The sequence below is a fragment of the Mesorhizobium sp. M0276 genome, from assembly GCF_040321755.1.
Lineage (GTDB): Bacteria > Pseudomonadota > Alphaproteobacteria > Rhizobiales > Rhizobiaceae > Mesorhizobium.
The window spans coordinates 1-22,874 of record NZ_JAMYSC010000079.1; the positions used below are offsets into that span (position 1 = coordinate 1).

The following is a 22,874-nucleotide window of genomic DNA, read 5'->3' on the forward strand; positions in this document are numbered from 1 at the left end:
AGATGGTAGACGCCCTGGAACACTGGCTGAACGAGCGCGACATTGCCGAAGACCAATACGACAGCGGCGGCGGCATCTGACGACACGGAGATGAAACTTAAAGGCCCCGGCGCATCACCCAGCACCGGGGCCCTTGAGGCATGTACGAGCTACCTAGCATGTCTGCATATGATCGTGGCCTAATATGATGAATGAACAGTGAATGACCACCATCTAACCTGGGGGCAATGACCGGGTGCAGCGGGCGACCTTGGAGGGGCTGATGACCCGCCGCACTTGTCACTCCCCACGGGATATCCGCGATTTGACGGTACCTCAGCGTTTAACGCAATTGCGCCAAAAGGATTACCCCAGCCAAAGGGGATGATCGCCGCTGCTACCGGGTGAACTTTCGTATCGCCAGTCTCTCGCGACGGACTTGGAGGGCGCGGCGGACTTGGAGGGCGGCAGCCGGCGCTTCGCTGTCCGATTTAGGTCCGACTGTTGGCTGCATGCCCACTATGCCATCTCTGCTACGGACTCGCCGTCGCAAGCGTAAAGCCGGGGGGACGCCTCTTGCAAATAGTCCTTCGAACACCATCTGCTTCGCTAGCATTTCGGACGGAGGAAAGGATGAGCATGACACGCCAAGACGTTCTCTCGATCCTCGGACGCGTAGACGACGCAACGATTGCTGAAATCATTGCGTCCGGTGCTTCGCTCGAGGAGTTGAGAGAGGCATGGGCCTGGGCTTTTGCCGATGAGGCGCTGATGAGCGAGGGACGACCGCTGCCAGGAACACGGATGGCAAATCTAATCGATCTGATCCAACCTGACGAAGACCTGGCGGATCCGGCCCAAGGGAATCCCGGCGGCAGCCATTAATTCTGAGAAGCCGGCCACAGCTTTTTCGAAGACCAATCCCGATTTCGCGTGAGCCCCTAACTCTGCGAGCCTTGCCGTCGCATGACGAGGCATCGGGCGGCGATTCGAATTGCCCCCGTCTTTAGCCGCTGGATGACGGGCTAGCCGTCAATATCCATAGGCTGATTTACGCCGCCAATCTTCGGCCCTGTCATCCAGTGCGGCGCCACAGGCACATTGTCGATCACACCGACCCTGCGTGCCCAAGCCGTAAACGTCTTGTGCGCCGACTCGACAGACTTCCGACCATCATACGCAGCGTAGCAAGTGTCACATGCCGCCGCGTGAAGGAGGCCTCGCCTTTCGACCGGCCATTCCTCCAGAAACTCTATCGCATCCATGAGACAAACGATCTTTCGGAGAGCAAAGGTATCGTCCCGTACGAAAATCGCATGTTTGAACATCTCACTTTCCATAATGACCTCCCTTCGAATTGTGCGCCAACCGATTTCTGCCTCGTCCTGTCGCCAAGATGAGGGGTAAGCCGACGAACTCGGCAGACCACGAGGCAGCTGTGGAAAAGATCGGAATCGCCTCTTTTCAGTTCAAGAGGAAATGGCGAGACGAACAGCCAGAATCATAAGGCGCCTTGCGAGCGCAGGGCCAGCATGACAAGCAAGGGCGGGATAATGATCAAGTCTCACGCGTTCTCCACGGTGAGGCTGTGGCGCAATTTGTTGATAAACGTCTACTCGTAAGGGCTGATCATGTGCGGCAGCGAACGGTTGTCAGCGATTGAGACACACTCACTCATCACCACGTCGATCGGCGATGCATAAATCGCCTCAAGGTTCCGCCAACGCTGGCCCATGATGCGACGCCCTGCAAAGCAGCGGCGTCGCTGGTCTGCAGCAAGGCCAGTTGAAGCCGGTTCCAGAAAGATCCGCGCCGGCAATTTTCCACGACTCGTTCGCGTGCTTGGACTCGAGCGACTTCACTTGCTTGCACCTGCATCATTCGTCTCTCCGATGGAGCGAAGGATGCGCCGGAGACGGCGACGTGCCGCCTCCGGCCTGCTCTATGCGTCAGTGGGTGCCTGTCGCTTCTGATTCACGCTGACTTCAGGCCGCGTTCTTTTCGGCTTCGATCTGTCGCGGCGCTGCCTTTGCCGTGCTGCCGGCGATGGCGATCCGGCGCGGTTTCATCTCTTCGGGAAGCTCGCGCTTGAGATCGATGTTCAGCAACCCATTGTCCAGGCTGGCGCCGACGACCTTCACATGGTCGGCCAGTTCGAACCGACGCTCGAAAGCGGGCCCGGCAATGCCGCGATAGAGGTACTGGCCATTGTCCTCGCCAGGTTGCGACCCACTCACAACCAACAGGTTAGGCTGATGAGTGATTGTCAGCTGATCCTGCGAGAAGCCGGCGACCGCCATGGTGATGCGATAGTCGTCCTCACCTGTCTTGGCGATGTCGTAGGGCGGCCAATTGTCTGTCGCAGTGACGCGGCTCGCATTTTCCAGCATGTCGAAGACGCGGTCGAAGCCGATGCTGGACCGGAACAGGGGGGCAAAATCAAGGTTTGTCCTCATAGCCATATCCTCCTTTGAGCAACATGGTTTACAAGAAGGTGCCAAAAAGGCTTGGCGCCTCCTCGGCTCATGCCGGCCCCTTTTGGCGGCCGGCCAACATGAATCTAAAAATCCGTTCCTGCGCCTTCAAGAGGATAGGAAAATTTTCACGTGGCGGGTAGCTTCCCGCGCCGTGACTTGCCGCTGAGTGAGAAGGATCCGCCGGCGGAACGGTCCGCCGATGCCGGCTGACCGTATTTCGCGAGTCGATTACCGCCCGATGCGCTCCATTCAGGTCGGACTCTGCTGACGTCCTAGAAGAGCGCGATGATCCGCCTCTTTGAACAGTCTCCTTTGTTGTCGTGGATCGGCAGCTTTCGCGAACCGGTGAGATTTTTGGCGTTTTCGATCGATTTTCAATGGCCGAGGTAGGTTTCAGGCGCAGGATTTCAGCCCTTTGAGCGCCATTTTTTCGGTCCGGTGAAACAATCAGCGTGGATCGCAGTTCTTGCGTTCGTAGGGGCATAGTCACGCAGCGGCGCCGGGGCGGCCCGGGCAGGAGAACCAATCATGTCCTACATTTCGAAGAAGCAATTATGGGCTGGGCTCGTGGCGGGAACGCTGATCCTCTCGGTCGGCGACTTTGCTCCGACCGTAGCTCAGGAGATCCCGAACGATTTCACCGAAATCGTGCGGCAAAAGCTGCCGGCAGTTGTCGCGATCACGACGAGACAGATTATCCAGGACCAGACAACACTCAACGATTTTCTCGACCCGTTCGATAGTCGCGGCTTGGGACCTGCCCAACCGCAGGTACGAGAAGCCCTTGGCTCCGGGTTCGTGATCAGCCCCGAGGGCTATATTGTCACCAACAATCATGTTGTCGCCGACGCTACCGAAGTTCACGTCCTGTTTTCCGACAAGGAATCTAAGCCCGCTCGCCTTGTAGGCCGGGACCCGGCCACGGATATCGCCGTGCTGAAGATTGAGCCGCGGCCCAACATGACAACAGTCGCTTGGGGCGACTCGGACGCAATGCAGCCGGGCGCCTGGACAATCGCGATCGGCAGTCCATTCGGGCTCGGCGGAACCGTCACAGTTGGTGTGCTTTCTGCCCGTTCACGCGACATCCAATCCGGGCCTTTTGATGATTTCCTGCAAACAGACGCCTCCATCAACAGGGGCAATTCCGGCGGACCGTTGTTTAACGTGCGCGGCGAAGTGATCGGGGTCAATGCCGCCATCGTCTCGCCGTCCGGGGGCAGCATCGGCATCGGATTCGCCGTGCCTTCGCGAACTGCCCAGAGTGTCGTCGACCAGTTGATCCGCACCGGCCGCATCGAACGCGGCTTCATTGGAGTGCGGCTCCAGGAAGTCTCGCCGTCAATTGCCGAGGCTCTTGGAATGCCAGGGCCAATGGGCGTGCTGGTTGCTTCCGTCGAGCCCGGCAGTCCGGCCGACAAAGCAGGTTTACAGTCGGGTGACGTCATCACCCGTTTCAACGGCAAGGACATTCAAAGTGTTCACGATCTGACTCTTGCAGCAGCAAATCAGAAGCCAGGGTCAAAGGCGACGCTGACTAGAATCCGCGATGGCAGCCCGCAGGAACTGGCCCTGACAGTTGGTCAACGCAAGGACGAAGAGGTGCAGACGGGCGCTGTTCCTCCCCCCGCGGCCGCAGACCAACATCTTGGACTTTCGCTCAGCCCGATCCCGGACGAGGCGCGTCAGCAACTGGGTCTACAGCCGGGCACGACCGGCGTGTACATCCAGCGAGTGGCACCCAACAGCCTTGCCGAGGAAGGCGGCCTGAGGCCTGGCGACGTGATCGTCTCGGCCAACAACAGGAATGTGGCGCAGCCTTCGGATATCCAGCAAGAGTGGTCGAAATCCCGTCAGCGGAACAAGCCAATTTTGCTGCGCATCGACAGGCAGGGACAATCACTTTTCGTAGCCCTGGCGGCCTCCTGATATACAATGCGTCAGAACTGCTGCGTAGACTGCTGTGCCAAGTCCGAGCGAGTGCCAGGTGCCTGACGGAGCATCGGGTTCGACGGCGCCATAGGTCGCGCCTTCGCCAGTACGCGATCTGCTCAAAAGATTGGGATACGCATCAAGGCTGCCGCTGCCCTTGTTCCCCGATCGCCTTCAAGCGGACGATCAAAACCGAGCAAAGGCCCTGCGCCATGACTTGCGTCGAGACGCTGCCGAGGTGACGGCGGATTGCCGAGTGCGGCCGATCACTATTTTTCGAATTGTATTGATGTTTCGTACTCCAATGATACCGTGCTGAATATCATTTCTCATGCAGACACCAGCACTTTGATGATCACTGCTTCCCAGCTTCGTGCCGCCCGCAGCGTCAGGTTCCGGCACCCAGACATGCTGTTGGGCAGGCCAAACTAGATCATACAAAGCGCTTGTCGCCACGCATTCACCGTCCTTCGTCCTCCTTTCCTTCCAGAAACACCCAATGAGCCTCTCCCAGCACGTCAGCTTGCGGTCCTGCTTCTCCGCTTGGAAAGGCAAGATTCGCTCATGATCATGTATCTACGCCGATTGACCGGAAAGGAACGAAGCGAAAGAACCGATCGGCATCTCGCCCGTTTCTTGACCTTTGTCGCAGGGGCGGCCAATGCCGGCGGCTTTCTGGCGGTTCAGCAGTACACGTCCCACATGTCGGGCATCGTTTCCTCGATGGCTGATCATCTGGCGCTCGGCAACGTCGAACTCGCGCTTTCCGGGTTGGGGGCCTTGTCGTCATTCGTCGCTGGTGCCGCCTGTTCGGCAGTCCTGGTCAATTGGGGAAGGCGGCAGAGTCTGCAGGGCGAGTATGCATTTCCGCTGGTCCTGGAAGCGATCCTGCTGATATGCTTCGGCCTGCTCGGCAGCCATCTTGCCCGCCATGAAGCCCTATTTGTGCCAATGACGGTGATGCTGCTTTGCTTCATCATGGGCTTGCAGAACGCCATCATCACCAAGCTGTCGGAAGCTAGAATTCGGACGACGCATGTCACTGGCCTGGTGACTGATATGGGCATTGAACTGGGCAAGCTGCTCTATTGGAACATCCCAGGCAATGACTCGGACGAACTGTTCGTGAAAGCAGATCGAAGGAAGCTGAGGCTGCTAGCGTCGCTTGTTTCATTGTTCTTTATCGGCGGCATCATCGGCGCCGTGGGTTTCAAACACGTCGGTTTTGCAGTGACGCTATTTCTCGCGGCCATGCTCCTCGTGCTTGCCTCCATGCCCGTCCTGGAGGATGTGTCCGTTCGCATGAGGCGGCGCTGGCCGTAGTTCGACAGACCTTTGCTACATGCCGGATTTTGCCGCGTGCCGGATTTGGCTGCACTGCCGCACCGACTTCACGAACTTTGTTCTGTGAGCACCTAATGGGGCTTCGTCATGCGGCGCTTCGCACAAAGGCCGTAGCGGCCAAGGCAGATGCGTCACGCATCATTATTTGAATGCTCTACATTTTAATATATGCTGCAACTCGTAGAGATAATATCTCAACGCTGGGTAAGAGGAGATGCGACCGTGATAACCGCTCCACAGTTGCGTGCTGCGAGGGCACTCCTTGGCATCGATCAGCGCAGGCTTGCCGAATTGTCCGGCCTCTCCGTGCCGACAATTCAACGCATGGAAGCCAGCGAGTCGATTATCCGGGGCAATGTCGATTCCCTCATGAAGTTGATCGGGGCACTCGATCTCGCCGGCGTCGAATTGATTGCCGAAGGCGCCTCTAGCCAAACGGGCGGGCGCGGCGTGCGGCTGAAGGCAGATTTTGACCCTGCCAAGGTTCTGGGCGGGGTCGATGCGGATGCCAATATTCCCGTGAGGAGCGTGGCGTGATTTCAGGGGCCGCGGTCCTCCTATGGAGCGTTGCTGCGCTCCTGGGGACTGCGGTGCTTGCGATTGCGGAAAGCCGCAGGTCGGGCTCGGGAACACGCCTGATCTACAGCTTGACGCTCGGTATATCGGCGGCTGTGCTCCTGGTTCTCGCCAGCCGCATCTTCGATGATCCCGTCACTCCATCGACTGCCGCGTTGCCTCTTGGGTTGCCATGGATTGGCGCTCGTTTCCGCTTGGATGCGCTCTCCATGTTTTTCCTCGTCGTCGTCAACTTCGGCGGCGCCATGGCCAGTCTTTACGGCCTCGGATACGGCAGGCATGAATCCGCGCCACATCGGGTGTTGCCGTTCTTCCCGGCCTTCCTCGCAGGAATGAATCTTGTCGTGTTGGCCGACGATGCCTTCACCTTCCTGCTTTCCTGGGAATTCATGTCACTCGCCTCCTGGGCGCTCGTCATGGCGCACCATCGCGAACGGGACAATGCGCGGGCGGGTTACATCTATCTCGTGATGGCGAGCTTCGGCACACTCGCGCTGCTGCTTGCATTCGGCCTCCTGTCGGGCCCTGGCGGGAACTACACGTTCGAAGCGATGCGTGCTGCCGCTCCCACCCCTTTCGTCGCAACTTTCGTCCTGGCCCTCATGTTGCTGGGCGCGGGCTCCAAGGCGGGACTAGTCCCTTTACACGTCTGGCTCCCGCTCGCTCACCCGGCCGCGCCAAGCCACGTCTCGGCTCTGATGAGCGGCGTCATGACGAAGGTCGCCATCTATGGCTTCATACGCGTTACCTTCGATCTGCTCGGTGAGCCGGCATGGTGGTCGGGCGTTGCAGTGCTTTTTCTCGGAGGCCTGACGGCGGTTCTCGGCATCCTTTACGCCTTGATGGAAAAGGACCTGAAGCGGCTTCTTGCCTATAGCACCATCGAAAACGTCGGCGTGATCTTCGTAAGCCTTGGACTGGCGCTGGCATTTAAGGCGAACGCGATGCCATCGGCAGCAGCATTGGCCCTCACCGCCGCGCTGTTCCACGTCCTCAACCATTCCTTTTTCAAGAGCTTGCTGTTCTTCGGTGCGGGCGCCGTGCTGACGGCAACCGGCGAGCGAGACATGGAGAAGCTTGGCGGGCTCATACATCGCATGCCTCTAACAAGTTTTGCCTTTCTTGTCGGCTGCGTCGCGATCTCGGCACTTCCACCTTTCAACGGGTTCGTTTCCGAGTGGCTGGCCTTTCAAGCCATATTGCAGAGTCCCGATCTGCCACAATGGGGGCTGAAAGTCATGGTGCCTGCCGTTGGTGGTCTGCTGGCACTCTCGGCGGCACTGGCCGCGGCCTGCTTCGTGAAGGCGTTCGGGATCACGTTCCTCGGCAGGCCACGCTCGGCCGCAGTTGAACGCGCGTACGAGGTCGATCGGTACTCGCTGGCGGCAATGTTCGCCCTCGCGGCACTTTGCCTGTTTGCAGGGATCCTTCCAGGTCTAGTCATAGACGGCCTCTCGTCGGTGACGCGCCCGCTGGTTGGCAGCCGCATGCCTGTGCAGATGGCGCAGGCCTGGCTGTCGATCGTGCCGATTGCAGCAAGCCGCAGTTCCTACAACGGCCTGCTGGTGTTCCTGTTCATCGCCTTTTCCGCCTCCGCCGCGGCATATGTGATCCATCGCTTCGCGTCGCATGCACTCCGCCGGGGTCCGGCCTGGGGTTGTGGTTTTCCGGATGTGACTCCAAGCTCGCAGTACACGGCCGTCAGCTTCGCGCAGCCGATCCGCCGCGTCTTCGGTACATTCGTATTCCGGGCAAGGGAAACGGTCGAAATGCCGGCCCCTGGTGAGATCGGCCCATCTCGTTTGAATGTCGAAATGCATGATGTGATCTGGGAGGTGGTCTACCAGCCCATCGCCAGGGGCATCGACTTTGCGACCGAGCACCTCAACCATCTGCAGTTCCTGACGATCAGGCGTTACCTGACCCTCGTCTTTCTTTTTCTCGTGGCCTTGCTTCTGGTGCTCGCACTATGGCCCTGATCCTTGAGTTGGGCGTCCAAGGTGCGCAGATGACGCTCGTGCTTTTGCTGGCACCGCTCCTGACCGGCTTCGTGCGCAAGGTAAAGGCACGACTGTTGCGCCGCCAGGGTCCCTCCCTGATCCAACCCTACCGCGATCTCCTGCGGCTGATGCGCAAGGAAGTCGTTCTGGCGGATAATGCATCCTGGCTGTTTCGCGTGACACCCTATCTAATCTTTGCCGCTACCTGGGTCGCCGCCGCACTCATCCCGACATTCGCCACCGGCCTCACATTCAGTTGGACCGCCGATCTCATAGCCATCGTCGCACTGCTTGGAAGCGCACGGTTCTTCCTGGCGCTGGCGGGGTTGGATGTCGGTACGAGCTTTGGCGGCATCGGCGCAAGCCGCGAGGTGATGATCGCTTCCCTGGCCGAGCCCGCTATGCTGCTGATCGTGTTCAGCCTGGCGCTCGTCGCCGGCGCCACGCAGTTGTCCACAGTCGCTGCCTTCATGGGCTCGCCACAGGTTGGCCTGCGCGTATCGCTCGGGATGTCGCTTATCGCTCTCGTGATGGTGGCGATTGCCGAAAACGCCCGCATACCGGTGGACAACCCATCGACCCACCTGGAACTCACCATGGTTCATGAAGCGATGGTGCTGGAATATTCGGGTCGACATCTGGCGATGATCGAGTTCGCGGCCTTCCTCAAACTCCTGCTTTATATGTCGTTGATTTCCTGCGTCTTCCTGCCTTGGGGGCTGGTGACCGCCCGAGCCGGACCGGGATCTTATGTTCTGGGCGTCGTTTTTTATATCGGCAAACTTGCCGTCAGCGGCACTCTCCTCGCCCTGTTTGAGACTGCCATCGCCAAGATGCGGGTCTTCCGCGTCCCGGATTTCCTCGGTGCCGCTTTGATGCTGGCCCTGCTCGGCACGCTTCTGCTGTTCGTCTCGCGGAGCCTGTGATGCACAGCCTCACCTTCGACATCGCCCACCTGCTCGCCGGCGGCCTGGTGCTGGTCAGCTTCATGATGCTGTACCAGGATCGCCTCTTTGCTCTGATCAACGTTTTTGCGCTTCATGCGATCGTCCTCGCCATGTCCGTGGCCTGGCAGGCATACATTCAGGACGCCCATCATCTCTATGTCACTGCGGCGATCGCTCTCGTTTTCAAGGCGATCGTAATTCCCGTTGGGCTTCATCGCATCATTCAGCGGCTCGGCATCCATCGCGACATCGAGACCGCCGTCGGCATCGGTCCGACCATGCTTGCCGGAATAGGCCTGGTGACGCTCTCCATGGTACTGATGCTGCGGGTCACTCCCGAGGCTGACCCCCTCGCCCGTGAGGATCTGGCCTTCGCGCTGTCGATCATATTGTTGGGGCTTCTGGTGATGGTCACCCGCCGTAATGCCGTCAGCCAGGTTGTCGGCTTCATGTCGCTCGAGAACGGCCTGGTGCTGGCCGCCACGGGAGCCAAGGGCATGCCGCTGGTCGTCGAGATAAGTGTCGCCTTCTCGATCCTAATCGCCTTCATCGTCATCGGCGTCTTCTTGTTTCGCATCCGCGAAAGGTTTGACTCGGTGGATGTCGGCGCGCTCGACGACTATAGGGGCGAACGCCGATGACCGCGTTTTCCTTCGATGCCGTGGCCGCCATTTTGGTGATACCAGTCGTCGCGGCCGCGCTTTTCGCGGCGCTGCCGAATTATCGGTTGACGGCCGGCCTGAATGTCGCTGCGAGCTTCCTGACCTTGCTCGCCGCGCTGTCACTGTTCGTGATGGAACGACCAGAGCCCGGCCAGTATCTGCTCGTCGACGATCTCAACATCGTATTCATCGTGCTCAACACGTTCGTAGCTTTCACGACCAGCGTCTTCAGCGCCTCCTATATTGCGCACGAACTGCATACCGGACGACTGACCGCGCCGAATTTGCGGTTCTACCACGCAATGTACCAGATCATGATGTTCGGCATGAACCTCGCCTTCGTGTCGAACAATATCGGTTTGATGTGGGTTGCGGTGGAGCTTGCCACGCTGACCACCGTGCTCATGGTCGGCATCTATCGCACGCATGAAGCACTGGAGGCCGCCTGGAAATATTTCATTCTGGGAAGCGTCGGCATAGCACTTGCCCTCTTCGGCACCATCCTCGTCTACATGGCCGCCCAGCCGGTTGTCGGCGAGGGCACCAATGCCATGGTCTGGACAGTGCTTATCGAGCACGCCTCGCGCTTCGATCCGGCATTGCTCAACGTCGCTTTTGTCTTCTTGCTGCTCGGATACGGTACGAAAGTTGGGCTTGCACCCTTGCATGCCTGGCTGCCCGATGCGCACGCGGAAGGCCCGACGCCGATTTCCGCGGTGCTGTCGGGCTTGCTGCTGAACGTCGCGCTCTATGCCGTGCTGCGCTTCAAGCTGCTGCTCGCGGCAAGCCCCGAAGCAATCGCGCCTGGGCCACTGATGATCACGATGGGGCTGACATCGCTTGTTTTCGCAGCCTTCATGCTCTACCGCCGCCGCGACATCAAACGCCTGTTCGCGTACTCCTCGATCGAGCACATGGGCATCATCGTGTTCGCTTTCGGCATGGGTGGCCCGCTCGCCAACTTTGCCGGCCTGCTGCACATGGTCATGCACAGCCTGACCAAGTCGGCGATCTTTTTCACGGTCGGACATATTGCACAGGTCAAGGGGACGCAAAACATAGCGGAGATCCGGGGACTGACGGAGACGCATCCAGGGCTTGGCTGGGCGCTCGTCATCGGCGTCGTCGCCATTGCCGGCCTCCCCCCGCTCGGCATCTTCATGAGCGAATTCCTGGTCGTGAGTTCGACATTTGCAAGACACCCCCTTTTGGCGATGCCGTTGGTATTCGGGATTCTGCTCGCTTTCGGAGCCTTGCTGCTTCGACTGACCGGCGTCGCTTTCGGCGAACCGCACGGCAGCACCGCGCCCGCCAAAGCGTCCTACGTTCCGATGTATTCCCATTTGGCGTTGGTGTTTGCCGCCGGCATCTATCTGCCGCCTCCACTGGTCACATGGTTCCAGCATGTCGCAAGTATCCTGGGGTGAAATGGACGGAAGAAAAAGCATGCCCGCACTGATCGACTTCATTCTCGCTGGCCAACGCGTCGAGAAGCATGCCCCGTGGCCGCGTGCTGTGGTGACCCCGAGAACATGGAGCTTTGCCATCGAGCAACTGGTCGAGGGTCACTGGAGCTTGCTTGGTCTGTGGGGTGAGCCAATCACCGTCCACATGGCGCTTCTCGATGAAAATGCCAAGGACATCGGCGTTGTCAGCCTCGAATGCCGGGATGGCCGCTACCCGTCGGTCGGCCGGCTACATGCGCCCGCGTTGCGCCTCGAACGCGCGGCCGCTGACCTGTTTGGGCTCTTGCCGCAAGGCGCGCCCGATACACGACCGTGGCTTGACCATGGCCACTGGGGTGTCAGCTATCCATTGGCCACCCGTGTCCGGACATCTGCCCCGACAGCGTCCCCCTACCCCTTCCTGCCTACCGAGGGGGAAAGCCTGCATCAGATCCCGGTCGGGCCCGTGCATGCCGGCATCATAGAGCCGGGGCATTTCCGGTTCACGGCGAGCGGCGAAACGGTCGTCCGGCTCGAGGAGCGCCTCGGATATACCCATAAGGGCATAGAAGGTCTGATGGCGGGGTCCGATATCGATCGCGCCGGTAAGCTGGCGGGCAGAATCTCGGGTGACAGCACCGTGGCATACTCCCTTGCATTTGCCCGCGCGGTCGAAGCGGCGCTGGGTATCCAGGTTCCATCACGTGCGGTCTGGTTGCGGGCGCTCATGGCCGAGTTGGAGCGCCTGGCCAATCATCTGGGCGACATCGGCGCCATCTGCAATGATGCTGCCTTCGCGATCATGCATGCCCACTGCGGGGTATTGCGCGAGCGTGTATTGCGGGCAAGCGATGCTGCTTTCGGCCATCGTTTGGTGCGCGACCTTATCGTACCCGGAGGGGTGGCAAGCGAACTAGGCGAGGAGGGAGCGCGCGCGGTTCGGTCGGTGATCGCGGAGATCAGGCAACGCTTTCCTCACCTGATTGAACTTTACGACAACACTGCCTCGCTGCAGGACCGGACCGTCGGAACCGGCCGACTTAACGTGCAGCTTGCCCGGCAATACGCAGCCGGCGGCTATGTCGGTCGCGCCTCTGGTCGCGACTTCGACGCGCGGCGCAGTCCGGGCTACCCCCCTTACGACGAACTCACTTTCGACATAGCTGTCCTTAAGGAGGGCGACGTTAATGCCCGCGTCTGGATCCGCATCCGCGAGGTCGAACAGAGCCTGTCGCTCATCGAGCAAATCCTGGAGCGGCTGCCCGGCGGTCCGATCCGCGTTGATCTCGCCGCAGCAGATGGGCCGCGCGAGGGCATGGCGCTGGTCGAGGGTTTTCGGGGCGACATTCTGGCCTGGCTGCGTATCGGCAAAGGCGGCTTGGTCGAGCGCTGTCACCTGCGCGATCCGTCATGGTTTCAATGGCCTCTGCTTGAAGCGGCGATCGAAGGAAACATCGTCGCCGACTTCCCGCTGTGCAACAAATCCTTCAACTGCTCTTATTCAGGCCATGATCTCTGAGGGTACGCTGTCATGCGCAAGCTGCTTTTTGAAAGCCTGATACGTCCGCCGCTGACAGAGCGTCCGCCGGTGGCGAGCGACACGGCGGTCGACGAACTCGCGCGCGCCCTCGACGGCGCTGCTCACAAACGATTGGGGCGAAGCCTGTCGATCCGGGCAGTCGATGCCGGTTCCTGCAATGGCTGCGAGCTTGAGATGAACGCTCTCGGCAACGCCTTCTATGACATCGAGCGTTTTGGAATCCGCTTCGTCGCGTCGCCTCGCCATGCCGATGTACTGCTCGTCACCGGGCCCGTGACCAAGAATATGCGAGAGGCATTGAAGCGAACCTACGACGCAACTCCCAATCCCAAATGGGTAGTCGCACTCGGAGATTGCGCCAGGAACGGCGGCTGTTTCGCCGGCAGCTATGCCGTATTGGGCGGCGTGTCGGAGGCTCTGCCCGTCGACCTGCACATTTCGGGGTGCCCGCCACCGCCAATCGAAATTCTGAAAGGCCTGCTCGCCTTGCTTGAGGGCGTGAATTCAAAGAGCGGTCACTGAGGTTGAATATCGATGTGGAGGCTTACCAGGCCGGCCAACGTCCACTTCCTTACGCGACCAGATCAGTGGTGGACGGAGCTTGAGGGTGTTGGGCGTCCCTTTGCCGATGAGGTGTTCCGGGCAAGCATGTCTTCTATAAGGCGATCGGTTTGCTGAATTGCCGGTTCTTTGGTGAGGCGATCAGTCACCAGTTCGACGCCGGTCATCATCCCGCGACCACGTATGTCGCCGATGATTTCGTGGCGCTCAGCCAAGCGGCGCAGCTCGCGCCGCAGATACTCACCTGTATCGGCGCTCCGCCTTACCAAGTCTTCTCGCTCGATGACGTCAAGCACGGCCATGCCGGCCGCGCATGCGACGGTGTTGCCGCCAAAGGTGCTGAATAGAAGCGGATATGTGCCGGTGAGGAATCGCTTCATGAGTGTCGAGCTAAAAATGACAACGCCGAGAGGGTGGCCGTTTCCGACCGGTTTGCCCATCGTTATGAAGTCGACGTTGTCGTCCTTTAGTCCATTTGCGCTGGACCCCCAGAATGTCCCCATGCGGCCGCAGCCGGCCTGTACCTCGTCCGCAATGACGAAGCCGCCCGCGGAGCGAACCTTCTCCGCAACGAGATTGAAATAGTTTTCAGGCGCCTGCAAAACCCCGCTCGAGCACAAGGCGGTGTCTACCATGAATGCTGCGGGCCTGTGGCCTCTTTCGCTCAAGGTGGCTATCGCCCGGTCGGCCTCGGCTGCGTACCTTTCAGCGGCTTGCGGGTCGCTGGCGTAAGGCCCCCTGTACATATCCGGTGCGATCAGGGTTTCAATCCGTTTGGGATGCTCTTCTGCAGGAAGATGACGCCAGCTTTCATTGGAGAGCGCCGTCGTGAGCTCGGTGCGTCCGTGGTAAGCTTGGTCGATAATCAAGCCGCCATCATGCCGACTGAGCGACATGGCTATCTGCATCGCCAGGTCGTTGGCTTCGCTGCCCGAGTTGACGAAGATGCAGGTGTCGAGGTGATCAGGCAGGTCGGCGGTCAGGCGCGCTGCGTACTCGACCGCCACGTCGCACATGTAGCGCGTATTGGTGTTCAGCGCGCTGGCCTGGCGGTAGATCGCTCTCGCCACATGCGGATGGCAATGACCAATCTGGGGGAGGAGATCGTTGGTTGGCTGAGCGACAGCTCCATTTGTGCTGCAGATATGCCGCCATTGCGAACCACGCTTTCAAAGACACGAAACAAGTGGAGATCGGGGCCGGATATCTTCATGAATGCAAATTGCACCGAATGCGCTGGACGGCAAATCGTGGCGATACCCGCGTGTGGCGAGATCTGGGCGCAAGCAGCGCGGAACTGGGTCGAGCCAGCTTGTCTGTCGGCGCGCTTAGAGAAACGTTTACTCCGCCGAAATTCGATTGGCGAGCAATAGCTGTCGAACGACTGGAGGGGGGTTCTGCTTGCGCCAAGCGAGCCAGAAATCGACCGTATGGGTCCACCATGACAAGGATCGGAATTTGACGCCGGGTACTTGCGCCCGCGTGGCGCTCGCGGGGACGAAGCCTCGGCCCACGCCGGCCTCGACCAGCCCAAGCATCGCCGAAAGCTGAGACACTTCGTAACGAATTTCGGGCCGAAAGCCGGCGCTGGCATATTGCTGAGCAAACCGGACCTGCCAGTTGGTGTCCTCTTCCCGTGGCACAACGACCCATGCCGCCCCGTCCAGATCGGGCGGCCGGATCTGCCGCTTCCCAGCCAGCCTGTCGTCCACCGGCAGTGCTAGGAGAAGGCGATCCGCCAGCAGCTTGTGAACCACAACATCATCGTTTTCAGAGCGTGGCGTGTAGACGATCCCGGCATCGATCACTCCATCCGCGAGCGCCTTTAGCTGCAGTTCGCTATTGAGCGGTACGAGATCTACGGCGAGCGACGGGCAGCGCGCGCGCAGTTCCCGCAGGTGCTTCGACAGAAGGCCTCCTTGCATGGCTCCATCGACGTATCCAACCCGTATGCGACCCTGCTCTCCGGATGACAGCGATTGGGCTCGCTGCTTGAAGCCGTTGACCCGACTGAGGATCGCCTTCGCGTCATCCAGCAGCACCGCGCCGACGGCCGTCAAAGTCAAGCGCTGCTTCTGTCTCCGGAACAAGTCGACGCCCAACTCGCTTTCGAATTCCCGAATGGCCCTGCTCAGTGGCGGTTGCGACACGCGCAGGCGCTGCGCAGCCCTTGTCACAAGCTCGTTCTCCGCAACCGCGACGAAATATCTCAAATGACGCAGATCCATCTCATACCCTATTGATCTGAACTCATATCAAGAAAGTCCTTTTAGGTATAGCACGCCGCGCCTAGCGTTGTCGCGCAATTTGCCAAAAGGAGGCCCTTGTGAAGGCGATTGTGTTCGATCAGGCCGGCGCGGCCGAAGATGTTCTTCGCTACAGGGAGGTGCCGAAACCCGCGTGCGGTCCTCGGCAGGTCCTGCTGCGCGTTACCGCCCGTGTGATCCAGCCGGCCGACCGGCTGTTCATCGCCGGCAAATACGGCACGAAACCTGTCTTTCCGCAGGTTGCCGGGTACGACGGTGCCGGCATCGTCAAACACGTCGGCGCCGAAGTCCGCGAGATCGAGATCGGGTGTCGCGTGGCATTTCGCAGTCCCGGCGCATGGGCCGAATACGCTGCCGTTCCTGTCGAACAGGTGCATGCTGTACCCATTGAGCTCTCCGAGCGTCTGGCTGACGAAATGGTCTGTCAGTTTCCGCTCAACCCGCTAACCGCCTGGGGCATGCTGGACTTGGCTACGGCGGTGCCCGGCCATCGTGTTCTGCTCACTGCGGCGCGCTCCGCGGTTGCCGCCGTCGCCGATCATTTGGCAAGCACGCGAGGCATGGCTGTCGAACGCCTCGTGCGCGAGGGCGCAGGCTACCGTCTTCTTGATGCCGAAAATAGAGCTATCGGGCTCGGCGCCAGCATTGCAGAAGCCCTGAGCAAGGTGGAGCCTTATCATCTGGTGCTCGATCCGGTCGGCGGCCCCGATACGCTCGCGCTCATCGAACGGATTGCTCCCGGAGGAGCGCTGTTCTCCTACGGAGTCCTGGACGACCGGCCGGTTGAAGTTAGGGCCTCCACCCTGCTCTACAAGTCCCTGCGGTGGCAGGGTTTCGCGATCAGCGCCTGGCAGCGCAACGGTGGCAGGGAGACCCTCGCGAAGGCGACGCGAGAATGTTGGGCGCTGCTTGCCGAACATCCAGGCAAGCTGCCCATCGTCGCCCGCTACGGGCTGGAACAGTTCGGCGCCGCAATCGAACACGCGGCGAAGTCCGCGGGCGAAGGCAAGATTGTGCTGATCTGAATGCGCGAGCAACTCATGTCGAACTCATCTGCAGACGCAGCCCGCGGGTGCCCTGCTTTATCCTCGGCTACGCGAGGCGCCCGAAGTATGCTGTTCCCTCCCCTATCCCGCACCACTCTCAATGTCGGAAAAAGATGTGACTCGATAAGGATGTCATCTCCACGTCGGAGCAGGATTGAATTGAAGCCCTGTCGACGGTGTCGTCCTTCGTCGTCCGCCAGTTCGCCCCGCGACAATCATCCATTGCTGATCGCCAGCAAATGTTCGGCGTTACGTGGGCTCTTCTGGCGCAATCGCGCCACATCTCTCGACGGCGGCAATCCGAACTGACGAGCATATTCGCGGCTGAACTGGTTTGGGCTTTCGTAGCCCACACCGAACGCGATAGACGTGGCGTTGCCTTCTCCGGCAATGAGCAGGGATCGGGCATGTAGCAAGCGCACGTGCTTTTGGTACTGCAGCGGGCTGAGCGCCGTCACGGCCTTGAAATGGCGGTGGAACGCGGAAACACTGAGAGCCGCCATCTCCGCTAAAGCCTCGACGCGCAGCGGCTTGGCGAAGTTCTCCCTGATCCACTGGATGGCGATCCCGATCCGCGACAGAGCAGTGTCAGGCGTGGCGATATCACGGAGCAACCAGCCGAGCGGCCCCTGCAGCACGCGGAAAAGAATTTCGCGCTCGTAGGCAGGCGCCAGGGCTGCGATCTCGTTCGGACGCTCCATCAAGCGCAGCATGCGAAGCCAGGCGTCGAGCAGGTCCGGTGTGACCGGCGCGACGGAGAAACCGGGGCTGTAGAGTTCACCTCCAGCAGGTTTGGGCAGGTCGGCCAGCAGATTGGCAAGGATGGCCGGCTCCAGCGTCAGACTGATCGCCAGATAGGGTTCTCCGTTTTCAGATGGGTGCACGGAGCCAACCGCTGGCAGATCGACCGACATCACGAAATAGGTCGCGGGATCGTAGCGGAACGTCCGGTCGCCGACCGTCATCGTCTTCGACCCTCTCAGGATCAGATTGACCATGGGATCGTAGACGGCGGCAAGCTGATGTTCCGGTATCTCGCCCTGAACCATGGCGACGCGCGGAATGCCCGTCTCCGTGCGGCGGTTCTCCGCCCGAGAAGCCAGTTGCCTGAGTTCCTGAAGCTGCGTTCTCATGGGCAACGTTGTTTCACAGCGATGCACGCGGATCAACGGGAAAGCAGAAATAGGCAAGATCCGAAGAGGATCGTGCGAGCGGCCGCGATCCCCCGTGCCTATCACCTGGTCAGCGAATCCAAGGAGCACCAAATGAGCATCGTCATCATCACCGGCGGGAGCCGCGGTCTCGGCGCCAGCGTCGCCATCCAGTGCGCCAGGCGCAGCATGGGTGTCATCCTGACTTACAACAGCAATCCAGATGCGGCAGCGAAGGTCGTCAAAGCGATCATAGCGGATGGCGGCAAGGCAGTCGCCATAAAGCTGGACGTCAGCGACAGTGCGGCGTTCCTTGCGTTTCGCGACGCAGTCGGCGAAGCGCTAGCAAAGACCTGGAACAGAAAGACCTTCGATTTCCTCGTCAATAATGCCGGGCACGGGCTCTACAACCCCATCGCGACGGTGACCGAAGAACAGTTCGAGGGACTGTTCCGCGTGCATCTCAAGGGGCCGTTCTTCCTCACGCAGGCCCTGCTTCCCCTGATCGCCGATGGCGGTCACATCGTGAACGTGACGAGCGCGACCAGCCGGGTTGCGACCGCCGGCGTCGCGCCATACGCCTCCTTCAAGGGCGGCCTTGAAGTGCTGACCCGCTACATGGCCAAGGAGTTCGGCGAGCGCCGCATCCGCGCCAATTCCATCGCACCGGGACCGATCCGCACCGAACTCGGCGGAGGCCTCAGCGAAGAATTCGAGGCGCTGCTCGCCGGGCAGACTGCGCTCGGTCGCGTCGGCGAACCGGACGATATCGGCTGCATGGTCGCCGGCCTGCTGTCGGACGAGAACCGCTGGATCAACGCTCAGAACATCGAAATCGGCGGCGGCTACATGATTTGAGGAGGCTCACATGCTCGAACATATCTTCCTGACAGTAAATGACACGGCGCGCTCGATCGCCTTTTACGAGAGGATACTCCCGATTCTCGGCATCACCGCTCGCCTCGACTACGACGGCAAGGACGGCCCGGCCGGGCACCCCGACCTCAAGGGCTTCGGTTCGAAGGGCCGCATGTTCTTCTGGCTGAGGCAAGGCACTGCAACACCCGGCGCGGCGCATGTCGGCTTCGTCGACGATTCCGAAGCGATGGTGAATTCCGCCCATGCCGAAGCCTTGGCGGCCGGCGCGACCGAGATCCACGCACCGGGACCGCAGCTTCACTACGATCCCCGCTGTGCGGCGCAGGTCAGAGAGACCCCGGACGGTTACGGCCTCGAATTCGTCTTCAAGAGCTGGCAGCACGGGAGCTGAAGCGATGACCACCAACACTTTGCTCAAAGCGGCAGATGCGCTGATCGCGGCAACCAACGCCTTCGACGCCGACACGGCAGTGACCTTGTTCACGCCAGATGCGGTGATCGACGACCCGTCAACCGGCCACCGCTTCGACGGTCATGCCGGCGTCCGCGATTACATCGAGCGGTATTTCGTAGGCTATCACACGGTCACCCGCTTCCTCTCGATCGAGAGCATCGGCGATGGCCAAGCGCGCGTGCGGGTCGATTTCACCGGAGACTTTGGTCACGAGACCGGCCTTCTGGACATCTCAGTCAATGCCGCCGGGCAGATCGTTCGCATTGACGCCGATCTCGAATAACTCGGCTAACCCTACGCGCCCAGGCCGCCGCGATGTGCCGGTGAGGGTCCTTGGAGCGTGTGGTCCACGCCTTGCTGGCGTGGACGTAAATGCGAACGTCTCCTCGACGCGACAACGACGTGCACCACCGAATGGAATCGACAAGAGATCAATTTGCGAGCCGCTCTATCACTAGGTCGAGCAAGGCTCGTAACCGTGCGAGCCGCCGTAAGTCCCGGTGGTAGCCCACATAGGTATCCCGGCCGGGTGGCGTTTCGCCGATGTCCATCGTTGCGATCCCAGGCGTGCGGTCGCCCAATGGCCTCGGCAAAACCGCAAGCCCGGCACCCTGCGCACAAAGCTGTGCCTGGACCTCGCGATTGTTGCTGCGCAGGCAGACTTCAGCATTGGGCAGCTTCTGTTTAAGCCACACTGCGTCGGGCATTTCTGCGTATGCCATATCCATGGTGATCAGACGCGCGCCCGCACCGTCCCCCAGCATCGGGCAGGCCATGCCTGGAGGTGCGTAGAGCGCATAGGGAATGTGCATCAGTCGACGCGAGATCACTTCCGCGTCGCTGAATGGGGCAATCCGAAAAACCAGATCGGCCTCTCGCCGGGGGAGGCTGTAGAGGCGCGCGTCGGTGAGCAATTCCACGCACAGCTTCGGATGGCGGCGGCCAAACTCGGCTAGAACGGGAGCCAGCATGATGTGACCGAACCAATCCGACGACGATACGCGCAAGTTGCCCTCAAGATGTGCCTCGGCACCGGCAAGCTGCCGCTCGAAGGCCAGCGCCTCTTCCTCGATCCTTTCGGCATGACCGAGCACCGCTTGACCTTCGTCGGTCAGAACAAAACCGTCGGAGTTGCGTTGGAAAAGCGTATGCCCGACAGCCTCTTCCAGCGCGCGCAACCGCCGACCCATTGTCGGCTGCGTCTGCCCAAGTCGGCGCGCTGCCGCGCCCAAGGTGCCCTCGCGGGAAATAGCCAAAAATATCTTTAAATCGCTCCATTCCATCCTTGATACTCAAACGTGTTCGCATGGACTTTCACGAATATCGCTCAACTTCATGCGATTTCATATGCAGCAAACCGAGGTGGGGCGCATGGGAGGCGCGATATTTTCGAGCCGGGAATGCAGGCGCCGGCTCGAATTGTGGGATTCTTGAGAGCCCACGCTCCCCGTCACGGAGTTATGGGTGGGGCCAACCGAGCAAATTCCTCCCGCGTCGCGGGAGTTCCGTCAATCGACTCGTAAACCGTCTTGCTTCGTTCGAGCATGCCCATCAGAGACTTCGGACCTTCGAACGGACGTCCGCCAATGTGCCAGCCATCGGTGTGGAGTTCCTCGATCAAGACCCACACCACTTCGCGAAACGCCTCGGAACCTTCGAAGCGAACCATGACGTCTGTGAGGGCTTTGGCCATTTCATGCTTCTCCTCGGCGGAGAAGACGTTGTCGACCAACGTAACGCGAATATAGGGCATGATGTTTTCCTTTTAGGTTCTTGGGATCCGTGAACGGAAACGTCGACTGGGGGGCTGTCACGGTCCCGGAACAGCCGCTTCGACGTTGCGCATCAAACGTCTATGTCGACGACCAGCTTGCCTTGGGCATTGCCATCTTCGATGACAGCGTAGGCATCGCGCGCTGTTTCGAGTGTGAAGAGACGCGGATCGACGATCGGGACAAGCTTGCCAGCCTCCGCCAGCCGCGTGGCCTCCCGCATGATCTCGCCGTGGTGTTCACGGCCAATGCCTGTCAGCAGCGGAAGAAGCGTGAACACCCCCGAATAGGTCGCCGCCTTGAACGACAGTGGCGCCAGCGCGTGATTAGCCCAACCGAGAGAACTGACGACATGGCCAAACCGCTTCACGGAGGCGAATGACGCATCCAGCACTGCCCCGCCGCCGGTGTCGTAGACGACATCGAAGCCGAGACCGTCCGTGTATTCGGCGACATATTGCTCCACCGTCTTCTCGCGATAATCGATCGCGACCGCTCCGAGGCGCTCGATCAACGGCTTCTTAGCGGCTGCGTCAGTGGCGTACACTTCGGCGCCGAATGCCTTCGCGATCTGGATCGCGACATGCCCGACGCCGCCCGCGCCGCCCTGGACCAGGACCTTCTGACCTGCTGAAACCTTGGCACGATCGACGAGGCCCTCCCATGCGGTGATGAAGACCAGCGGCAGCGCTGCCGCCTCGCGCATGGACAGGTTCGCGGGCTTCGGTGCAAGCAGCCGCGCATCGACTGCTGCGAACTGGGCCAGCGAACCTTGGTTGCCGCCCACGCCTCCGGTCATGCCAAAGACCTCGTCTCCGCGTTTGAACGCGGTGACACCCGGACCAACCTGCTCGACGACGCCGGCAAGGTCGATGCCGAGGATCCCCGGAAGCGGATGTTTCGCATGTGCCGCCGCGCCGGCGCGGATCTTGGTGTCGAGAGGATTGACGCCGCTCGCTCTGACCCTGACGAGAACCTCGCCATCGCCGGGAACGGGCCGCGTGACTTCCGACAGCCTGAAGGGCTGCTTGAATTGATCCAAGATCAGCGCATTCACGGTATGAGTGGATTGGGACATTGACGTGCTCCGTCGTTTGTTGGCGGAGTTACGTTGCCCCGTTTAAAGCCGCTTGGAAATTAACGATACTGCACGGCGTCCAAACATAAATGTTTGGCCCGAGCGCAGCCCTTGCGCACCACTGCCTGACCGAAGCTGAGGGCACTCCGTGACTTGACTTGTTGCTGCAGCTGTCGCAGCACCGATGCCGCATTTGTGGACGGCGCCCGGGACATAATTGTCCGCCGAGCTTGTCGATGTCGAGCGGCAGGATCAGGCCTTCCTGGCAGGCGATCTCGAGCTCTTCGCTTTCGGCATTGACGATGTCCCAGCCGCTGTCGCCGCCCTCGACCTTTCGTTAGTCGATCGTCTTGCGCGTGACGCCGGTCTCGGCGGTTACGGATTTGTCGAGCGTGCGAACGCCAGCTGAGGAAGGCGGCCTTCTCGGAACCATACCGGCCATGCCCTTGCCAAGGGACCTGCGGCCGCTGAACGCTACGGCCAGCGAATACATTGTCGTTCTTGCGCCGCCGGCGCGCTTGATGGACTGGGGGATGCCGAACGCGATACAGCACCGGGCTGTCGCTTTCGTATGATCGGTTTCGCAGCATGTGACGACAATCATGCGTTCAGGCCTAAGCGTCTCGACCGATTTGCCGGCGACATCTTCAAACAGAACCACACAGGATGCCGTGATCTCCAGGGCGGAATCATGAATCGTTAACGCTCTGGTAACCAAGTGGGATTCTGTTGGCCGGGAAGGAGACCGGCCATGGACGCAAGCT

At 60.4% G+C, this 22,874-nt stretch carries 22 protein-coding genes and 1 pseudogene; 14 read left to right on the plus strand and 9 right to left on the minus strand.

The genetic code is table 11. The annotated features are described in order from the left end of the window. Nucleotides 1-612 precede the first annotated feature (612 nt). Complete coding sequence (locus NKJ01_RS32870) at nucleotides 613-864, plus strand: hypothetical protein (protein WP_023763185.1); 252 nt, start codon at nucleotides 613-615, stop codon at nucleotides 862-864. Between the two features lie 140 nt (nucleotides 865-1,004). Here NKJ01_RS32870 and NKJ01_RS32875 read toward each other — a convergent pair whose 3' ends face one another. Beyond that, a complete protein-coding gene (locus tag NKJ01_RS32875) occupies nucleotides 1,005-1,319 on the minus strand; it encodes a DUF982 domain-containing protein (RefSeq protein WP_023763184.1) in 315 nt (104 codons plus the stop codon). A 645-nt stretch (nucleotides 1,320-1,964) separates the two neighbouring features. Further along, the gene (locus NKJ01_RS32880) at nucleotides 1,965-2,435 is read right to left on the minus strand and encodes an Hsp20 family protein (protein WP_352734498.1); all 471 of its coding nucleotides are present in this window, start codon (nucleotides 2,433-2,435) and stop codon (nucleotides 1,965-1,967) included. A 549-nt stretch (nucleotides 2,436-2,984) separates the two neighbouring features. Here NKJ01_RS32880 and NKJ01_RS32885 point away from each other — a divergent pair. The 9 genes and pseudogenes from NKJ01_RS32885 to NKJ01_RS32925 all read left to right on the plus strand — a co-directional run bounded on the left by NKJ01_RS32885 (nucleotide 2,985) and on the right by NKJ01_RS32925 (nucleotide 13,424). Next, nucleotides 2,985-4,385: a Do family serine endopeptidase gene (locus tag NKJ01_RS32885; protein WP_352602427.1), complete on the plus strand. Its 1,401-nt coding sequence runs from the start codon at nucleotides 2,985-2,987 to the stop codon at nucleotides 4,383-4,385. Nucleotides 4,386-4,952: 567 nt separating this feature from the next. After that, nucleotides 4,953-5,702: pseudogene (locus NKJ01_RS32890) on the plus strand (YoaK family protein); the annotation flags it as partial. Between the two features lie 252 nt (nucleotides 5,703-5,954). Continuing rightward, nucleotides 5,955-6,269 (plus strand): helix-turn-helix domain-containing protein, encoded by a 315-nt coding sequence (locus NKJ01_RS32895; RefSeq protein WP_352734523.1) that lies wholly within the window; start codon nucleotides 5,955-5,957, stop codon nucleotides 6,267-6,269. Continuing rightward, nucleotides 6,266-8,287, plus strand: a complete 2,022-nt coding sequence (gene hyfB, locus NKJ01_RS32900; protein WP_502905939.1) for a hydrogenase 4 subunit B — start codon at nucleotides 6,266-6,268, stop codon at nucleotides 8,285-8,287. The genes NKJ01_RS32895 and hyfB overlap by 4 nt, the downstream gene beginning before the upstream one ends. Continuing rightward, nucleotides 8,278-9,234 carry a respiratory chain complex I subunit 1 family protein gene (locus NKJ01_RS32905; protein ID WP_352487162.1) on the plus strand — a complete coding sequence of 319 codons (957 nt, stop codon included), beginning with the start codon at nucleotides 8,278-8,280 and terminating at the stop codon, nucleotides 9,232-9,234. The genes hyfB and NKJ01_RS32905 overlap by 10 nt, the downstream gene beginning before the upstream one ends. Beyond that, nucleotides 9,234-9,896 carry a hydrogenase-4 component E gene (locus NKJ01_RS32910; protein ID WP_023758337.1) on the plus strand — a complete coding sequence of 221 codons (663 nt, stop codon included), beginning with the start codon at nucleotides 9,234-9,236 and terminating at the stop codon, nucleotides 9,894-9,896. The genes NKJ01_RS32905 and NKJ01_RS32910 overlap by 1 nt, the downstream gene beginning before the upstream one ends. Next, complete coding sequence (locus tag NKJ01_RS32915; protein ID WP_352734501.1) at nucleotides 9,893-11,344, plus strand: hydrogenase 4 subunit F; 1,452 nt, start codon at nucleotides 9,893-9,895, stop codon at nucleotides 11,342-11,344. The genes NKJ01_RS32910 and NKJ01_RS32915 overlap by 4 nt, the downstream gene beginning before the upstream one ends. Nucleotides 11,345-11,363: 19 nt before the next feature. Further along, nucleotides 11,364-12,881: a hydrogenase large subunit gene (locus NKJ01_RS32920; RefSeq protein WP_352734503.1), complete on the plus strand. Its 1,518-nt coding sequence runs from the start codon at nucleotides 11,364-11,366 to the stop codon at nucleotides 12,879-12,881. Nucleotides 12,882-12,893: 12 nt separating this feature from the next. Further along, a complete protein-coding gene (locus NKJ01_RS32925; RefSeq protein WP_352734505.1) occupies nucleotides 12,894-13,424 on the plus strand; it encodes an NADH-quinone oxidoreductase subunit B family protein in 531 nt (176 codons plus the stop codon). A 62-nt stretch (nucleotides 13,425-13,486) separates the two neighbouring features. Here the strand turns inward: NKJ01_RS32925 and NKJ01_RS32930 are convergent, their stop codons facing one another. Together NKJ01_RS32930 and NKJ01_RS32935 are read right to left on the minus strand one after the other, a co-directional pair. After that, nucleotides 13,487-14,608 (minus strand): aspartate aminotransferase family protein, encoded by a 1,122-nt coding sequence (locus NKJ01_RS32930; RefSeq protein ID WP_352734527.1) that lies wholly within the window; start codon nucleotides 14,606-14,608, stop codon nucleotides 13,487-13,489. Nucleotides 14,609-14,803: 195 nt separating this feature from the next. Continuing rightward, nucleotides 14,804-15,691 carry a LysR family transcriptional regulator gene (locus tag NKJ01_RS32935; protein ID WP_023758341.1) on the minus strand — a complete coding sequence of 296 codons (888 nt, stop codon included), beginning with the start codon at nucleotides 15,689-15,691 and terminating at the stop codon, nucleotides 14,804-14,806. Nucleotides 15,692-15,789: 98 nt separating this feature from the next. Here NKJ01_RS32935 and NKJ01_RS32940 point away from each other — a divergent pair, with 98 nt between their 5' ends. Further along, on the plus strand, nucleotides 15,790-16,755 hold the full coding sequence (locus NKJ01_RS32940; protein ID WP_352734507.1) for an alcohol dehydrogenase catalytic domain-containing protein: 966 nt from the start codon (nucleotides 15,790-15,792) through the stop codon (nucleotides 16,753-16,755). 236 nt (nucleotides 16,756-16,991) lie between these two features. Here the strand turns inward: NKJ01_RS32940 and NKJ01_RS32945 are convergent, their stop codons facing one another. Further along, complete coding sequence (locus NKJ01_RS32945; RefSeq protein ID WP_352734529.1) at nucleotides 16,992-17,909, minus strand: AraC family transcriptional regulator; 918 nt, start codon at nucleotides 17,907-17,909, stop codon at nucleotides 16,992-16,994. Nucleotides 17,910-18,041: 132 nt separating this feature from the next. Between NKJ01_RS32945 and NKJ01_RS32950 the strand changes: the two genes are divergently transcribed. Genes NKJ01_RS32950 through NKJ01_RS32960 form a run of 3 tightly spaced genes read left to right on the plus strand, consistent with a single transcriptional unit; the run spans nucleotide 18,042 to nucleotide 19,543 of the window. Next, nucleotides 18,042-18,785, plus strand: coding sequence for an SDR family NAD(P)-dependent oxidoreductase (locus NKJ01_RS32950; RefSeq protein WP_352734509.1), 744 nt, complete (start codon nucleotides 18,042-18,044; stop codon nucleotides 18,783-18,785). Between the two features lie 10 nt (nucleotides 18,786-18,795). Next, on the plus strand, nucleotides 18,796-19,197 hold the full coding sequence (locus tag NKJ01_RS32955) for a VOC family protein (protein ID WP_352734511.1): 402 nt from the start codon (nucleotides 18,796-18,798) through the stop codon (nucleotides 19,195-19,197). Between the two features lie 4 nt (nucleotides 19,198-19,201). Then, a complete protein-coding gene (locus NKJ01_RS32960) occupies nucleotides 19,202-19,543 on the plus strand; it encodes a nuclear transport factor 2 family protein (RefSeq protein ID WP_352734513.1) in 342 nt (113 codons plus the stop codon). 148 nt (nucleotides 19,544-19,691) lie between these two features. Here NKJ01_RS32960 and NKJ01_RS32965 read toward each other — a convergent pair whose 3' ends face one another. The 4 genes from NKJ01_RS32965 to NKJ01_RS32980 all read right to left on the minus strand — a co-directional run. Further along, a complete protein-coding gene (locus tag NKJ01_RS32965) occupies nucleotides 19,692-20,543 on the minus strand; it encodes a LysR family transcriptional regulator (protein ID WP_352734515.1) in 852 nt (283 codons plus the stop codon). A gap of 167 nt (nucleotides 20,544-20,710) precedes the next feature. Next, on the minus strand, nucleotides 20,711-21,013 hold the full coding sequence (locus NKJ01_RS32970; RefSeq protein WP_352734517.1) for a tautomerase family protein: 303 nt from the start codon (nucleotides 21,011-21,013) through the stop codon (nucleotides 20,711-20,713). Nucleotides 21,014-21,105: 92 nt separating this feature from the next. Next, entirely contained in the window at nucleotides 21,106-22,110 is a 1,005-nt protein-coding gene (locus NKJ01_RS32975) for a zinc-dependent alcohol dehydrogenase family protein (RefSeq protein ID WP_352734519.1), read from the minus strand. A 337-nt stretch (nucleotides 22,111-22,447) separates the two neighbouring features. After that, a partial coding sequence (locus tag NKJ01_RS32980; protein ID WP_352734521.1) for a hypothetical protein occupies nucleotides 22,448-22,874 on the minus strand: 427 nt, incomplete at its 5' end.

Excerpts from the sequence above, each read along its gene's own strand:
- NKJ01_RS32870 (WP_023763185.1), top strand. The coding sequence starts at position 613 with ATGAGCATGACACGCCAAGACGTTCTCTCGATCCTCGGACGCGTAGAC.
- NKJ01_RS32875 (WP_023763184.1), bottom strand. The coding sequence starts at position 1,319 with ATGGAAAGTGAGATGTTCAAACATGCGATTTTCGTACGGGACGATACC.
- NKJ01_RS32880 (WP_352734498.1), bottom strand. The coding sequence starts at position 2,435 with ATGAGGACAAACCTTGATTTTGCCCCCCTGTTCCGGTCCAGCATCGGC.
- NKJ01_RS32885 (WP_352602427.1), top strand. The coding sequence starts at position 2,985 with ATGTCCTACATTTCGAAGAAGCAATTATGGGCTGGGCTCGTGGCGGGA.
- NKJ01_RS32905 (WP_352487162.1), top strand. The coding sequence starts at position 8,278 with ATGGCCCTGATCCTTGAGTTGGGCGTCCAAGGTGCGCAGATGACGCTC.
- NKJ01_RS32910 (WP_023758337.1), top strand. The coding sequence starts at position 9,234 with ATGCACAGCCTCACCTTCGACATCGCCCACCTGCTCGCCGGCGGCCTG.
- NKJ01_RS32915 (WP_352734501.1), top strand. The coding sequence starts at position 9,893 with ATGACCGCGTTTTCCTTCGATGCCGTGGCCGCCATTTTGGTGATACCA.
- NKJ01_RS32920 (WP_352734503.1), top strand. The coding sequence starts at position 11,364 with ATGCCCGCACTGATCGACTTCATTCTCGCTGGCCAACGCGTCGAGAAG.
- NKJ01_RS32925 (WP_352734505.1), top strand. The coding sequence starts at position 12,894 with ATGCGCAAGCTGCTTTTTGAAAGCCTGATACGTCCGCCGCTGACAGAG.
- NKJ01_RS32935 (WP_023758341.1), bottom strand. The coding sequence starts at position 15,691 with ATGGATCTGCGTCATTTGAGATATTTCGTCGCGGTTGCGGAGAACGAG.
- NKJ01_RS32945 (WP_352734529.1), bottom strand. The coding sequence starts at position 17,909 with ATGAGAACGCAGCTTCAGGAACTCAGGCAACTGGCTTCTCGGGCGGAG.
- NKJ01_RS32950 (WP_352734509.1), top strand. The coding sequence starts at position 18,042 with ATGAGCATCGTCATCATCACCGGCGGGAGCCGCGGTCTCGGCGCCAGC.
- NKJ01_RS32955 (WP_352734511.1), top strand. The coding sequence starts at position 18,796 with ATGCTCGAACATATCTTCCTGACAGTAAATGACACGGCGCGCTCGATC.
- NKJ01_RS32960 (WP_352734513.1), top strand. The coding sequence starts at position 19,202 with ATGACCACCAACACTTTGCTCAAAGCGGCAGATGCGCTGATCGCGGCA.
- NKJ01_RS32965 (WP_352734515.1), bottom strand. The coding sequence starts at position 20,543 with ATGGAATGGAGCGATTTAAAGATATTTTTGGCTATTTCCCGCGAGGGC.
- NKJ01_RS32970 (WP_352734517.1), bottom strand. The coding sequence starts at position 21,013 with ATGCCCTATATTCGCGTTACGTTGGTCGACAACGTCTTCTCCGCCGAG.
- NKJ01_RS32975 (WP_352734519.1), bottom strand. The coding sequence starts at position 22,110 with ATGTCCCAATCCACTCATACCGTGAATGCGCTGATCTTGGATCAATTC.